This is a genomic window from Jiella pacifica (genome assembly GCF_010500815.1).
Taxonomy (GTDB): Bacteria; Pseudomonadota; Alphaproteobacteria; order Rhizobiales; family Rhizobiaceae; genus Jiella; species Jiella pacifica.
The window spans coordinates 1-13,483 of sequence record NZ_JAAAMG010000035.1; the positions used below are offsets into that span (position 1 = coordinate 1).

At 66.0% G+C, this 13,483-nt stretch carries 18 protein-coding genes; 2 read left to right on the plus strand and 16 right to left on the minus strand.

All coding sequences use genetic code 11. The features are described from left to right. From GTK09_RS24890 to GTK09_RS24930, 9 genes are all read right to left on the minus strand, one after another. On the minus strand, positions 1-1,288 hold a 1,288-nt coding region (locus tag GTK09_RS24890; RefSeq protein WP_163466145.1), incomplete at its 3' end, for a relaxase/mobilization nuclease domain-containing protein. Between the two features lie 244 nt (positions 1,289-1,532). Continuing rightward, a complete protein-coding gene (locus tag GTK09_RS24895) occupies positions 1,533-2,174 on the minus strand; it encodes a lytic transglycosylase domain-containing protein (protein ID WP_312869958.1) in 642 nt (213 codons plus the stop codon). Positions 2,175-2,365: 191 nt separating this feature from the next. Beyond that, a complete protein-coding gene (locus GTK09_RS24900) occupies positions 2,366-2,911 on the minus strand; it encodes a S26 family signal peptidase (protein WP_163466114.1) in 546 nt (181 codons plus the stop codon). Next, positions 2,908-3,471 carry a DUF2840 domain-containing protein gene (locus tag GTK09_RS24905; protein ID WP_163466115.1) on the minus strand — a complete coding sequence of 188 codons (564 nt, stop codon included), beginning with the start codon at positions 3,469-3,471 and terminating at the stop codon, positions 2,908-2,910. The genes GTK09_RS24900 and GTK09_RS24905 overlap by 4 nt, the downstream gene beginning before the upstream one ends. 523 nt (positions 3,472-3,994) lie before the next feature. Further along, positions 3,995-4,876, minus strand: coding sequence for a replication initiator protein A (locus GTK09_RS24910; protein ID WP_203561196.1), 882 nt, complete (start codon positions 4,874-4,876; stop codon positions 3,995-3,997). Next, the gene (locus tag GTK09_RS24915; RefSeq protein ID WP_163466116.1) at positions 4,876-5,160 is read right to left on the minus strand and encodes a helix-turn-helix transcriptional regulator; all 285 of its coding nucleotides are present in this window, start codon (positions 5,158-5,160) and stop codon (positions 4,876-4,878) included. Before GTK09_RS24915 ends, GTK09_RS24910 begins: the two co-directional genes overlap by 1 nt. 131 nt (positions 5,161-5,291) lie before the next feature. Next, positions 5,292-5,798, minus strand: coding sequence for a DUF2285 domain-containing protein (locus GTK09_RS24920; protein WP_163466117.1), 507 nt, complete (start codon positions 5,796-5,798; stop codon positions 5,292-5,294). Beyond that, on the minus strand, positions 5,737-6,237 hold the full coding sequence (locus tag GTK09_RS24925; RefSeq protein WP_163466118.1) for a transcriptional regulator domain-containing protein: 501 nt from the start codon (positions 6,235-6,237) through the stop codon (positions 5,737-5,739). The genes GTK09_RS24920 and GTK09_RS24925 overlap by 62 nt, the downstream gene beginning before the upstream one ends. Further along, positions 6,186-6,449: a DNA -binding domain-containing protein gene (locus GTK09_RS24930; RefSeq protein WP_163466119.1), complete on the minus strand. Its 264-nt coding sequence runs from the start codon at positions 6,447-6,449 to the stop codon at positions 6,186-6,188. The genes GTK09_RS24925 and GTK09_RS24930 overlap by 52 nt, the downstream gene beginning before the upstream one ends. A 170-nt stretch (positions 6,450-6,619) precedes the next feature. Here GTK09_RS24930 and GTK09_RS24935 point away from each other — a divergent pair, with 170 nt between their 5' ends. Next, positions 6,620-6,856, plus strand: coding sequence for a helix-turn-helix domain-containing protein (locus tag GTK09_RS24935; RefSeq protein WP_163466120.1), 237 nt, complete (start codon positions 6,620-6,622; stop codon positions 6,854-6,856). A gap of 111 nt (positions 6,857-6,967) precedes the next feature. On the opposite strand, the gene GTK09_RS24940 is transcribed toward GTK09_RS24935, so the two are convergent. Continuing rightward, on the minus strand, positions 6,968-7,294 hold the full coding sequence (locus tag GTK09_RS24940) for a DUF736 domain-containing protein (RefSeq protein WP_163466121.1): 327 nt from the start codon (positions 7,292-7,294) through the stop codon (positions 6,968-6,970). A 679-nt stretch (positions 7,295-7,973) separates the two neighbouring features. Continuing rightward, complete coding sequence (locus tag GTK09_RS24945; protein WP_163466122.1) at positions 7,974-8,285, minus strand: hypothetical protein; 312 nt, start codon at positions 8,283-8,285, stop codon at positions 7,974-7,976. Positions 8,286-8,400: 115 nt separating this feature from the next. Here GTK09_RS24945 and GTK09_RS24950 point away from each other — a divergent pair, with 115 nt between their 5' ends. Further along, positions 8,401-8,850, plus strand: coding sequence for a pseudoazurin (locus GTK09_RS24950; protein WP_163466123.1), 450 nt, complete (start codon positions 8,401-8,403; stop codon positions 8,848-8,850). Positions 8,851-8,923: 73 nt separating this feature from the next. Here GTK09_RS24950 and GTK09_RS24955 read toward each other — a convergent pair whose 3' ends face one another. From GTK09_RS24955 to GTK09_RS24975, 5 genes are read right to left on the minus strand one after another with little or no spacing between them, the layout of a single operon-like run. Continuing rightward, positions 8,924-9,895, minus strand: coding sequence for an FAD:protein FMN transferase (locus tag GTK09_RS24955; RefSeq protein ID WP_163466124.1), 972 nt, complete (start codon positions 9,893-9,895; stop codon positions 8,924-8,926). A 4-nt stretch (positions 9,896-9,899) separates the two neighbouring features. Then, complete coding sequence (locus GTK09_RS24960; protein ID WP_163466125.1) at positions 9,900-10,460, minus strand: nitrous oxide reductase accessory protein NosL; 561 nt, start codon at positions 10,458-10,460, stop codon at positions 9,900-9,902. After that, positions 10,457-11,293 carry an ABC transporter permease gene (locus GTK09_RS24965; protein ID WP_163466126.1) on the minus strand — a complete coding sequence of 279 codons (837 nt, stop codon included), beginning with the start codon at positions 11,291-11,293 and terminating at the stop codon, positions 10,457-10,459. Before GTK09_RS24965 ends, GTK09_RS24960 begins: the two co-directional genes overlap by 4 nt. After that, positions 11,290-12,204 (minus strand): ABC transporter ATP-binding protein, encoded by a 915-nt coding sequence (locus tag GTK09_RS24970; RefSeq protein ID WP_163466127.1) that lies wholly within the window; start codon positions 12,202-12,204, stop codon positions 11,290-11,292. The genes GTK09_RS24965 and GTK09_RS24970 overlap by 4 nt, the downstream gene beginning before the upstream one ends. Continuing rightward, positions 12,201-13,481: a nitrous oxide reductase family maturation protein NosD gene (locus GTK09_RS24975; protein WP_163466128.1), complete on the minus strand. Its 1,281-nt coding sequence runs from the start codon at positions 13,479-13,481 to the stop codon at positions 12,201-12,203. Before GTK09_RS24975 ends, GTK09_RS24970 begins: the two co-directional genes overlap by 4 nt. Positions 13,482-13,483: the final 2 nt, after the last annotated feature.

Here is a 13,483-nt window from a genome sequence, read left to right on the forward strand (position 1 = left end):
TGGCGCCGGTCGCGGTGACTTGGGCGGAGATGTCGAGGTCGGAGCGCACCGCGATCGCCACGCGGCGCTGGCCCCGCGCGTCGTGGAATTTCCGAAGCTCCACGATCGAGCCCGGCGCGCTGTCGCCGGCCGCGTCGAGGTCGGGCAGCTTGACGTGGTGGGTGCGGCCGTCGATCCCGTCGATGACGGCGAAGGCGGTGCCCTTCAGCTCGTCATCGAGGCCGCGAGCAACCAGGCGGCCGATCACCGGATCGTTGTGTCTCTCGGATGCGAGCACATAGCTCGCCGCACCGCGCTCGATGCCGCACTCGGTCAGGCCATGATGGATGCGCTTGATGATGTCGCCGCGCTCGCCAAGCTCGCGCAGCGTCGCCTCGGCCTTGTCAGAGATGGCCCACTGCCCTGGCCCGATCTCGTTTGCGAGCCCGAGCCCTTCGAGCTTGCGCAGCCGCCCGACCTTCAGCACATGGAATTCGTCGGGCTGCCAGTCGGCGCGCGGCGCGAGATCGATGAGGCCGGTGCGGTAGGCGTCGCGGGCGAGTTGGCGATCGAGGTTGGTCCAGCGGTCGGCGTCGATCTGACGTTCCAGCGTCTGCCGGAGCTCTCGATCGGTACACGGCCCCAGCTCCTGGGTGATAAGATCGCGTGCCCGGGCGCGCATGCCCTGCTTTATATAGTCGCGCGAGATGACCAGGTTCTCGCCGTCTTCGCGCACGCCACGGACGATCAGGTGGACATGCGGATGCTCGGTGTTCCAGTGATCGACCGCGATCCATTCGAGCCGCGTGCCGAGATCTTTCTCCATCTGGCCGACCAGCTGGCGGGTGAAGCCCTTGAGGTCGGACATCTCCAGCGCGTCGTCCGGCGAGACGATGAAGCGGAAATGGTGGCGGTCATCCTCGGACCGCTCCGCGAAATCCTTGGCGTCGACGTCATCGCCGTCCGGACCGAACATGCGGGCCTTCTCGCCGTCACGGGTGACGCCGTCGCGGCGCAGATAATCGAGATGCGTTGAGAGAGGCGCGGACCGCCCGCCTTGACGGACGACGCGGGCCTTGATGACCGCGCCACGCGAGCGCGCGGTGATGAGGCGGTTCGCCTGGATCGAGGCGCCCTGGCCTCGCCCGAACCGGGACCGCGCGCCGGACCCGATCTTCCCTTGCCGGGAGACGCTGCCACCGGCGCGCTGGGCCGCGGCCACCGCCTGGGCGATGAAGGGCCGCGCCCGTTGCGCGCTGGTCGAGCGGATGCGGCCTGGCCGGATGCGGAGTTCGTTGTCGTCGGTCATGACTAAGCCTCCGCACATCGCGTCAACGCTATAATTCGTTTGAGGAATGAGCGTGAGCACAGGCTGCGCCGATCAGGAGCACCTCGCGAAATCGCCCCATAACCCATTAAAAAGGCACAACCGACTGGAAGCGCACATCGCGGCCCTTTATCCTGCCATACCTCCACTGCGTCCTCCCGCGACGCTGATCCAGACGCAATCCGTAACCGCCGGCTCGCTGGGCTGCGCCGGAGCACGATCAGCGTCATGGCTGCTTGTCTGCGGAGGCGATCGGAACGAACAGTCCGTCCGACGCTGGCTTCACGGGAGAGAACTGGCGCCGCAAAGGCACTGCCGCGGCTGCACCGGTTTGCCCGGCGGCGTGCCGTGGCGCAGCAGCCGGCGCGGTGTCGTAACGCCGAATGAACAACGGCGACTGCGTCCAGTCGACGGGCGCGATGGCGCCCTCGGCGAACGAGTCGGCCGCCTCACTGCCGATCATCGGAGCGAGCTCGGCGACGTATGCCCGTGTTTCGTCCGGCAGCGGACGGCTAAGGAGAAGGTTCTCCTCGTAGCGCTGCGGCCCCGCATTGTAGGCGGCAAGGAAGCCCGGCGAGCCGTAGCGATCGAGCATCGCGTGCAGATAAGCGGTTCCTGCGAGGATGTTGTCGTGCGGGTCGAATGGGTCTGATCCCAATGCCAATCGGGTGCGCATCTCCTGCCAGGTGCTTGGCATCACCTGCATCAGTCCCATGGCGCCGGCTGGCGAGACGGCGTGGGCGTTACCGTTGCTTTCGGTGGCGATGACGGCGCGGATCCAATGCAGCGGGATGGTAAAGCGTCGTGAAGCTTCGGCGATCGCTGCACCGATCGGATCAGTGGGCGTGGCGCGCTCCTGCGGGAACACCTGCGCTCTGCCCATGCTTGGGGAGGCGATAGCAAGCAACAACCCCGGAAGGAGGAGAAGCGGCCAGCGACCGCTCGTTGACCATCGCCTGCTTTGATTCCGGCCAAGTGGCGCGAGTGTCGTCTTTGTGCAGGGGAGCGGGCCGAAAGCGCGCCATCCGGCACCGGTCGCAGAGGCGGTGTCCGCGTCCATCACCATGCCGGCCTCCGCCATTCGAAACGGCCGTCACCATCTCCGTCGGTGGCGATGGGAATGGCGCGTCCGATGACGGTGCGCGCCGAAAGTAGCTCAAAATATCGCCCATCGAAGCTGTCTCGGACGCTCGTGTTCATCAGGAAGACGTTGCCCTCGGCGATGCGGCGGCAGCCCTGCCAGCCCGGCAGCTGGCGACCCGTGCGGTCGCGGCCGAGTGCTTCTCCGACGTTTTTGCCGTCGAGCGTGATGCTGCGACCGTTGCGGCAGACCAGCTGCCCCGGCAAGCCGAGCACGCGCTTGATCAGCGGCACGCCACGCGGGAGATAGCCGCGATCCGCCATGTAGCGGGCGAGCGGTTCCGGCGGCATTGCGGCAACGAGATCGCCGGCATCGAGAGTGTCTGCCGGCATGATCCAATACAGCCCGATCGGCGCGCTGGCCGAAGCATTCCAGAGCAGCTTTATCGTCGTTGGCGCGGCGAGCGAGCTGCCGACGAGCGCCACCGCGACGCAGCTCGCCGCGAGGATGACCTTGCGCGTCATGGCGTCGGCTCTCCCGACCGATCGGCATGCACGTGTCCGCCGTCTTGCCGATCGCCGGCAATTCTCTGGCGTAGCTGCCAGGCGGCGTGCTGTTCGCGCGTGTAGGCGCGGGGCTCGTGGCCGGCGGTGATGCGGTTGTGGACGTGGCGCCAGTAGTCCGCAGAGATCATGCATGGGTCGATGCTGAGAGCCTCAACGGCATCGATCGCCCGCAGCACCCGTTCGACCTTTGGCCAGCCGGCGATCTTGAGCAGGATCTCGCCGCCGGGGCGCACGAAGGGCAGCGTCTGATAGGGTTTGCCAGGCGCAACTGCGCGCACGATGTCGATCCGCGAGATCACCGTGCCATAATCGTTCGCCGCCCAGCGGACGAAGGCGAAGACGGTGCCGGGAGAGAAGAACAGCAGGCGCCGTCGGCGATCAAGCCGCTGCTCGCTGGCCTTGCGGCCGAAGCGGATCCAGAACTCGATCTTCTTCTCGATCCATGTGAGCTCGACGCAGATCAGGTCGTCGGTCGGCCGCGTTCGCTGACATCTTTCGACAGATGGATCGCGCTTCATCGGGCGCCTCCATTGTCGCAGTTCCACACGCTCGCTGGCGGACGCCGGCGAATGGCGCCATAGTGGATGAGGAGATGGCGGCGGACCGGGGGCTGGCTGGACGAGGCGTTGGGGCAACGACGTGTCGGTGCTCCGCTGCGCACGTCGTTTCCCGGCCCCGCCGAATGTGTCAGCTCGCCATTGGGCGGGCGTTGGTCGCTCCTGTCGCGACCATTTGTTCCTTCCTCCTGGAAACTCTCATTGCAGCCGCTTTGGCCGCCGCACTCGGCTCCATGGCCAAGCCCAACTCGCCCGTTTCTGAGCCCTTGCGGCGGTCTGTCGAGGGTGCCTCCGCCGGCCTTGTCCACCGGTGGGCAAATCGCGGGGTCCGTTAGAAAGATTCCGAAGGAATCTACGTTAGTAAAGTTACGGGCACCGCAAGCGGCTGATCGCGCTTGGGAAACGGGCGATTTTGGTCCCCGATAGCACGAGGATCCGGTCCCCGATAGCACGACGCGTAGGGTCCCTGATTGCACGAGACGATTCACAGCTTATCCCCAGATGCACAGGCGGATGGAGAGCGGGGTAATGGTCCGAACGAGGCTGCATCGATCGGCGCGAAGGACAGCCGGACGGGGGCGTCCTCGATCTGCTCCAGGGCGAGCCGGTAGCCCGGCAGGCGCTGCCGGCGGACGATCTCGCGCAGGTCGTAGGCGAAGTGCTTCAACGGCGAGAGGCTGCCGGACTTGGCGTGGAGATGCTGGAGATCGAAGCTCCAGCCGAACGTCTGCCGGCCGCCATGCTTGCGCACGAGGCGATAGAGCCAGCGCTCCAGCCCGCCCGTCAGCGCGAAGTATGCCCGGTCGATGGTGAGGACGAGCGCATCGTCGAGAACGGCGGCGTAGAACCAGTCCGGCAGGATCAGCTCCAGGCCGAGCGGGCGGCCGTGGACGTCCGCCTTCTCCTTCCATTCGTTGATCCAGGAGAAGCGGTGCATCCGCCGCTCGACGGTTTGTCGGATGGAAGTCGCAACCGTCGTCGATTGCAGCCGATCAAGCGCCGCCTTGAGGCGGGCATAGTCGCGCAACGACACGCCGCGGCCGGCGAAGGTGAGGATGTCATAGGGCGTCGTGGCCATCAGCCGTGATGGGCGCAGTCCCGCATCGCGGGCGCCGACGATCTGCGAGGCGGCCCAGATCAGCACGTCGGCATCCCAGATGGTGGCCATCCCGTGCTCCGGCACGGCCTCGACACGGATGACGATGGTGCCGGCGCGATAGTCAATCGGCGCGAGACGCTTCGATTTGGCCAGCGAGAAGAACGGATAAGCCATGAGGTCCTGGGCGTCGCGTGGAGCAAGATCGCCGGGCAGCGCCCGAAAGAGATCGAGCTGCTCGCGCTCGGCCTTGTGGATGTGCGCCGGCATCAGCGGGCGTCGCGGCCGGTGGTGTGCTGCAGCAAGGGCGAGGCATGCCGCTTGGCGGGCAACAGAGAGCCGCGCGGATCGGAGGTCGAGGTGACGGCACCGCGGTCGGCCCAGGCCTGGAGATCGTCGAGGGAATAGACGACTCGGCCGCCGAGCTTGCGGTAGGCGGGGCCGGTGCCATAGGTGCGGTGCTTCTCGAGCGTGCGGCCGGAGAGACCGAGAAAGCGGGCGGCTTCAGGCGTGCGCAGATAGCGCGGCGGCAGGCCGGGGATGGTGGGCGTCATGATCGGGCCTTCGAGAGTTGAATGAGGCCGCCGGCGATCGGCGGCGAACGAAGGCCACGGTGGCGGAGAAGCGCCGCGCAGAGGGAGGGCGAAGAGGGAGAGCACGGAATCGCCCCCGCGCGGCAAAAGGGTCAGTCGCGGCGGCGATGACGGAAGAGATCGCGGTAGCCGCCGCCAACCAGGCGGATGCCTTCACGCACGAGCCGCTTGGTCTTGTCGCGCAGAGACGAGGTCTTCCAAACCTCATCGGCAAGGCGCCCGGCGCCGAAGAGGGCTGCTGCGATCTCGCGGTGGCTGGCGCTGCAGCTTCGCCCGTCAAAAGCCTGCAGGGCCTGGCGGATGGTGTGGCGGCGCTGCGGTGTCAGCCGGTCGTCGGGTGGAATGCGGCGACCGGTGAGCACATGCCGATAGCGCTCCAGCGCGCGCAGTCGCTCGGGCAGATCGGGGTCCAAGGGCACGAGCGCGGCGGGCGCGCCATCGGCTGCAACGCCGGGAAGAACGAAGGCATGGAGGGAGGAGAGGCCGGCGCCGAAGGCGAGGTCGAGGCCATCCGCGCCGGCTGGAGCGGCGCCGGCGTCAGGCGGCGGAGCGATTTCGCCGGCAGCAGGGGCCAGCACCGGCTTCTGCGTCAGCAGCACCGTCGCCGGATCGACCTCCGCCGTCCAGAAGACGGTCGCATCGTTCGCCCTCAGCTCCGGTACTGTCGGGAAATCGGATCCCCCAGCGCAGCCGCATCAGGCGCGCCAGATGCGCGGCGTTGCGCGCATCGTCCTGCACCTCGGCGAAGTCGCGCTGATAGTCCGGGTTTCGGCGCAGGCATTCCCAAGCGAGATCCGATCCGGCGAGATCGCCGAGATAGTCATAATCGGACGAAGACCGCCATCGCGATGCATCGGGCACCATGGCATCCTCCTTGCCGCAAAACGCGCGGCTGCTGATGCCATCAAAGATTCCCCGCTGCGATTGTGCTTGGGAAGTCCGCCTGGCGGCATCACCTGATGCGGCGCCAGCATCACGGGGTGCAGTCAGTGCTGCTCTTCGCGGGCGAGAAAGCGATAGCCGGTTGCGCTCATCCATCGCGCGCGGGCGAGATGGGCCTCGTAGACGCGCTTTGCACGCTCCGGCTCTTGTGCCGCGTCCAGACCGAACAGCACGGCGGCCACCTCCTGCCAGACGGCGCCGTCGGCCGCCGCGTCGAGAAGCCGCAGGTAGAGTTTTACGTGCTCTCGGTCGTAATCGGTCAGCCCGTCGCTCTCGGGCGGCGCATCACGCAATGGCGAAGTGATCATGGCGGCCCTCGCAGAGGCTCCAGCGTCGGCGGTGCGATATCACGGCGGCCGATTACGGGAAACAGATCGGTCTCAGCATTGGGCGGTTCTCCGCCATTCCGGCGTGCCTCGCTCTTTTTGTAGAGAATACTCCGTGGTGAAATACTCGACAAGTCGGCGCCATCCCGATCATGGAGATACGGGATGTGTTGGCGCTCAATCTGAGGAGACTGCGGCAGGCCAGAGGGCTGTCGCAGGAAGAACTGGCGCATCGTGCCGACATCGACCGCACCTATGTCAGCGCGCTCGAGCGCAGCGTGTATTCCGCCGGTATAGACGTCGTCGACCGGCTTGCCCGCGTGCTTGGCGTGGAGGCCTCCGACCTGCTGCGGCATCCGTCGGCGGATCACCTCAAGGATCGCGGGTAGCGGGTAGCCGGTTGGTAACGAGGGCTTCCGAGTGTCGTCACTGGTCTCTGGCAGGGGTCCGCAAAAAGCGGCTCCCTGGCCAGCCGGAGCCGACCAGGGAGGCGAGGTCCGTCAGTCGCCGGTGCGGCGGCTGGGGCGGGACCAGATCAGGCTGTAGCCGTTGCCGTCCTCGTCATCGAAGAGGTTGGCGAAGATCGGAGCGGTAAAGCTCGGATCGTCAAGCTTGAGGCCGAGATAGTCGCGGCCCTCGCTGGAGCGCTTGGACCAAGCGGCTCCGATCTCCACTCGACCCACGTAGACGCGGTGGCTGGGAGCGTTGTCGCTGTTGGTGCGCGCCTCGGGAACGATCCGGACGTTCTTGGCGAGGACGGAAAGGGTGACGATTGCGCCGGTGAACTCGTTTTCGCCGGTCTTCTTGAAGGTGCCGATGGTCGCCATGGTGGTTCTCCTTGATCTCGTGTCTTCGAGCCCGCACCGTCGCGGCCTCGATGGCGATCGAAAGGCCGGAGGCGATCGGCGTCGCATCCGCTTGCGGGCCTGAGCATCGCGGAGGATGGTCGACGGGCGGCTTTCTTGTTCCGCGAGGAATGACGGCGTCCTTGGGCCCGGCAGGGGAAGAAAGTTGGCCGGCGTCATTGCGGCCAAAGACGATCGAGGCGCAGCCGGCCTTCGGCCAGATCAGCCCATTGGAGAGGCCGTTCGGGAGCGCTTGATCTCGGGGAAGATCGATGGAGGACACCGTGACAGGCGAGCGGAAAACGAGCCGACAGAACGGGAGCGCATCGGCCGCGGGGATGCCCCGGTTTGCCAGAACCGCACCAAAAAGCTGCGCGCCACGCGCGACAATCATCTGCGACAGCCGCCGGGATCAGGGGGGATACCATCAAGAACATGCGCCGAGACTGCGTCCAGGGGCTTTGTATCGACGGCAACGGATCGCTGGGCAGAGCTATTCCAGCAGCTGGCCAATCCGCACGAAATCATCAGCAACGAGCCAAAAGAGGACTGTCGGCGTCGGAGAGTCGTAGGCGGAAGCCGCCGATCCGCGACCGGCTCTTCCCAGTTGCTCCCCCGATGTTGCGGGAGGAAGCACCGGGCCGAGGGGGACTGGCAGCTTTCAGGCATCCCAAGCGAAAAGCCGCCTTTCGCCTTCCGACCCGTCGCGGCCATTCAATCCCGCAAACGCGAATCCGGATAGCTGCAGTTCTATGCCGAAGCAATCACTCAGCAGCAACCGATCCTTCTGGCGCAGCGGTTCTTTGTGATGGCCCATGTGGCAGACAAACCCGTGATCTTCGACTTTGCGCGAGCCGAATGATATAGCATTGTCAACTTCATTTTTCGGTGTGGGTGTCGATTTGTTCGTCACGCGGCGCGAACCGCCTGTCGGGGCGAGAGCGCGCGACGCAAACCCTTTGCCTGCGCGCAAGCGAGGATTCGATGAGGATCGACATGGAGTTTGCGCGACCGCAAAGACCGCCGCCGTCAATACCCTAGAACGACCGCATCGGTTACGAGCCGATGTCAAGACTAGGATCTATGCCATGAGAAACTGCAAAACCGTCCTCAACACCGTCTTCGCCGGCGTCGCTCTCGCCGCCATGGCGCTGCCGGCCCATGCCGCCGAGCACGAGGTGAAGATGCTGAACAAGGGCGAGAAGGGCATCATGGTCTTCGAGCCCGACCTCGTACGTGCGGCGCCCGGGGATACGATCCATTTCATCTCCGTTGATGCCGGCCACAACGCCGAGACGATCGACGGGATGATCCCGGAAGGCGCCGAGACCTTCAAGGGCAAGCCAAGTAAGGACGTCACGGTTACGCTGGGCGAGGAAGGTGTCTACGGCATCCGATGCACGCCTCATTACGGCATGGGGATGGTCGCATTGATCGTGGTCGGAGAACCGACCAATCTGGCCGAAGCCGAGAAGGTCAAGAACCCCGGCAAGGCCAAGAAGAAGTTCGCCGACCTGTTCGACCGGGTTAAGCAGTAGGACCAACCAAAGGGCCATTCCAGGAAAGGCCGGTGGTGACGAACCGCCGGCCTTTCTCGCGTGCGAGGTTCGGTCAGACGCGGATATCGGTTCCGCGCGCGCGCAATCGAGCGATCTCGTCGGACGTCATCAGGGCGGCGGCAGTCGACAGGGCATCGGCCCTCGCTGCGTTGACATCGACGACCGAAACACGCGGAAACGTCGGCGTGACGAGCCCTTGGCGCGGGTGGATGATGTGTCCCATCCGGCCAGCGGCGTCGAATGTGGTGCCGCGCAGCATGGAGGTTGCCACCGCCCGATCAGTCAAGGTCAACCGATCCGAAACCGTGTCTTGATCCGGTGCCCGTTTCAGACCGATCCGCCATCCTCGCCCGTCGCGCCCTCCCCCCAGCGCGACGATCTCGCCGACGTCGAGCAACAGATTGTCAAAGCCCCGCGCCTTGAGCAGCGCCGCCACCCGGTCCGTGATGAAGCCCTGGGCGATGCCGTTCAGGGTCATCGCCATTTCGGGGCGCCCATAGGCGACGGCGCTGGTATCGAAGCGAACCGCCTCGAAGCCGACCTTGGCGAGAGCGGCGTCCAGGATTTGGGGTGGCAGCTCCCTCGACCGCGCGTCCGTTTGCGCGAAGTGCTCGGCATAGGTCGCAAACAGCGGCTGCACGGTGGGGTCGAACAGACCGCCGGTCTGACGGTGCACGGACGCCGCGAGCGTCAGCACCGCCAGGAGTTCCGGCGATGGGGCAGCAATCCGGCCTTGGCGGTTTAGGCGGGACAACTCGCTGTCGCTCCGATAGAGGCTGAAAATCGCCTCCAGCCGGCCGATTTCGGCGGTCACTGCGGCAAAGGCCTCGTCCGCCAGGGGCTGCGGCGCACCGGCAAGTTGGATCGTCGCGTGAGCCCCCAGAGCCTGGCCGGTCCAGCGCCGGAACGTTGTCGCTGCCAGGGCGCTCGCGGGCCACGAGCTTGCGACGGCGGAGCCGGCGAAGGCCGCGCCGATGAAGAGCAGCCGTCGGCGGCTGATCTGAGACGAGAGGAACGCGTCCATAATTCTACATCCTTGCATGTGCTGCCGGCATCGCCCCGCCCGTCTCTGCCGCGTCCGCGCCGGGCATGGCGGGGGCGCGCACATAGCTGTCGGGAATATCGGCGAGACTCACGCGGCGTCCGCCCTTCTCGGCAATGAAGGCTTCGGCCTCTTCGCGCGTGCCGAAGGGAATGGCTTCGGGCACTTCCATGCCGCCCTTCCGCTGGCTCTCGATGACGTAACTTGCTGCGTCGGCATCGATCCAGTTCTCGACGCCCGGGGCGCCCCAGCTCGGCGCTGCGCCCATGTCGCTGACATAGACGGCGCGGATCTCGGCGTCGCGTTCGGGATCGTGAAGATAGGCGACGGCGTCGCTGACCTGAGCGAACCACAGCGGATGGTCCGTGTGTGCCAGATGGATCTGCGCCTTTGGCCCGTCATGGTCCATGACATACATTTGACAGTAATGCCCGACCGCTTCATCGGTCATGGCGACGGGAAGGGGCTTGGTGTCCGTCTCTTGCGAACAGGCGGAAAGGCCCGCGAGAGCGGCTGTCAGGGCCGCGGCGACGATGAGCGATTTCATGGACGAAGTCTCCGGAAGCGGACAAGGCCGGCCGAGAGCATGACGACGAGCCAGCCTGCCAGGGCCGCCAGCGCCAGCGCAGGCGGAAACGGCAGGCTGCGTGCCAGCCCGTCGATCCCGGCAACGGGCGCTGAAGCCTCGAGGGCGGCCAGATTGAAAAGACGAAAGGCATCGCCGGGATTGGCGACCACCAGCAGCGGGAAGATGGTCTTGGTGAACATGCCGCCATCGTCGACGATCAATCCCGCCAGAAGAGCGAGATCGTAAAGAACGACGAGAAGCAGCCAGATTCCCACGACAAGCGCGGCGGCCGTTCCGACCCGCGGTGTCGATGCGGACACTAGGATGCCGATCGCGACGAAGACCGCGCCGAGCAGTATTCCCGTGACGATGAGCCTCGCCCAGGCAAGTGCGCCGCCCGGGTCGAAGCCATGGACAAGCGTCACCGCGGCGCCGGCGATGCCGTAGCCGACGACAATCGCCACAGACAGGACGGCTAGATGGCCGAGGAACTTGCCGATCAGGATCTCGGAGCGGCGGACCGGTGTCGCCAGCACCAGAGGCAGGGTGTTGCGCTCGATTTCGCCGGCGATCGTCTCATAGGAGAGGAGTAGCGCGATCAGCGGAATGAGATAGACCGACAGGGTCGCAAGGCTCGCCGCCGTCAGCGTCAGTGCGCTCGCGCCGCGAGAACCCGCCGGCCCCGCCCCGAGGAAGGCCAGCGCGAGCGCGAAAAGCACCAGGATCAAGGTTGCGAGCAGGACCCAACGGTTGCGGCTGGCCAACCGTGTTTCAGTGCTTGCCACGGCGGCGATACGGTATAGAGACTTCATAGCGCGCCTCCATGTGTCGGCGGTTTGCTGTAATGGCGGTAGACGTCGTCGAGCCGCGGGGTGTCGATCTCGATATCGGCAACGACGTCGCCGAGCGCGGCGAGACGCGACAGCACCGCCATCTTGTCGCCGGCCCCGCAGTCGAGCTCCACCGAACGGCCGTTGAGACGCCGCCCGCCGATCTTGGCGTGCAGTGCGTCCGCATCGGCTCCCTTCGCCCTGACGCGTACCTTGATGGGCAAAGCGGCCGCCCCCGCGAGATCGGCCAGACGACCCTCGGCCACCAGCCTCCCCTTCGACAGGATCGCGACCCGGTCGGTCTTCGCCTCGACCTCGGTCAATGAATGGGAGGACAGCAGCACGGCCGCGCCCTGTCTGGCGACCCGGTCGACGAGGTCGTAGAATTCACCTCGCGAGATGGGATCGAGGCCGCTGGTCGGCTCGTCCAGAAGCAGGAGGTCAGGCCGGCCGATGAGGGCCTGGGCGAGCCCGAGACGCTGGCGCATGCCCTTGGAATACGTGCCGACGCGCCGCTTCGAGGCATCCGCGATGCCGACCGTCTCCAGGAGTTCGAGCGTTTTCCTCGGGGGCTCGCCCTTGAGGCGGGCGAAATAGGTGATCACCTCAGACCCTGTCAGCGCTTTGGGAAAGGCGACCGCTTCGGGAAGATAGCTGACGGCGCGCCGCGCGCGTTCGCTGCCGGGCGCCGCATCCGCGATGCGAATCGTGCCCGTATTCGGGGAGAGAAAGCCGAGGATGGCGCGAAAAAGGGTGGATTTGCCGGCGCCGTTGTGGCCGAGCAAGGCCAGCCGTTCGCCCTTTTGGACCGACAGCGAGACATGATCGAGCGCTGTCAGCGAACCGAAGGCGATCGTCAGATCGTCGACGCCTAGAAGAGTCTCGTTTGTCATGGCTGACCGGCCTGTCGTTGAGTGTCTGGTCTCACGCCGGTGCCCTCGGGGCGCATCAGCGGACGGCTGTCGATGACGCCGCCGGGAAGCAGCTCCGGGAAGCGCGACTGGGACCAGCGGATGAGTTGGACCGCCGGCGAACCGAGGAGCAGCTTGGCCATGGGCTGGCGCCAGGTGACCAGATCGATCGCGTCGTTCGGACGGTAAGGCGCATCGGCGAGGCCGTCGCCATCGATGTCGTAGGCGACGTGATCGGACCAGTAGTTGCCGCGCCCGTCCTCGCTCCATTCGAGCCAGCGGGTGCCGACGTGTTTCACCTGGGTGCGGTTGTTGACGAAGGCGTTGCCGACAACCGTGACGTTCTGGGATCCGGCGGTGAAGTGAACGCCGATGCCGCAGCTCTCGAAGAGGTTTCCGCTCACGCGGTCGGAATTGGCGTTGTAGACGAAGAGGCACTTCTCGCCGCCCTCGCGCACCGCGTTGTGCTCGAACACCGAGTTGTTGACGAAGTTCAGGAAGATGCCGTGGGTCCGATCGCCGACGGACAGATTGTCCCGCACGGCGAGCTTCTTCGAGTACATGAAGGCGAAGCCCATCTCGTTGTCGCGCGAGACGTTGCCGGCAACCTCGACGTCGTTGGCGTACATCGAGTGGAAGGCGAAGCGCAGGTCCGACATCCGGTTTCCCCGATAGACGGCGTGATGCGAGGTGGTGATGAAGATGCCGTCGCGGCCGCCGGAAATCTCGTTGTCCTCCGCCAGGAGCCCCGGTGCGTTCCACACGTAAAGGCCGGAGCCGCGCTCGTTGCGGCGCAGATCGCTGCGATTGGCGATGCGGTTGCGGCTGACGATGGCATCGATGCCGCCTTGCACGTCGATGCCGATCAGATTGCCCTCGACCCGGTTGTCGAGGATGCGCGCCCGATCCGCGCCCTTGGCGATGGCGATGCCGGCATCGAGCTCGTCGAGCCGGACGCCGGATCCGGTGACGACGACACCGCGAACCGTGACGTCGTCGGCGGTGACCATGATGACGGTGCCCTCTCCGGGACCGACGATCCGCGCCTGGCCGCCGCCGAGAATGGTCAGCGGCCGGTCGACCGTGATGGCCCCGGGATAGGTGCCGGCGCCGAGCCGGAGGACATCCCCCGGCTCGGCCTTGTCGATGGCCGCTGCGATCGCTCCCGCTCCAGGCGCGACGGCGATCTCTTCGGCGGTCGCGCCAAACGGCCCGCCCAGCAGAAGGACAAGCGCCAGGAGTCTGATGAAGCGTCGCATAC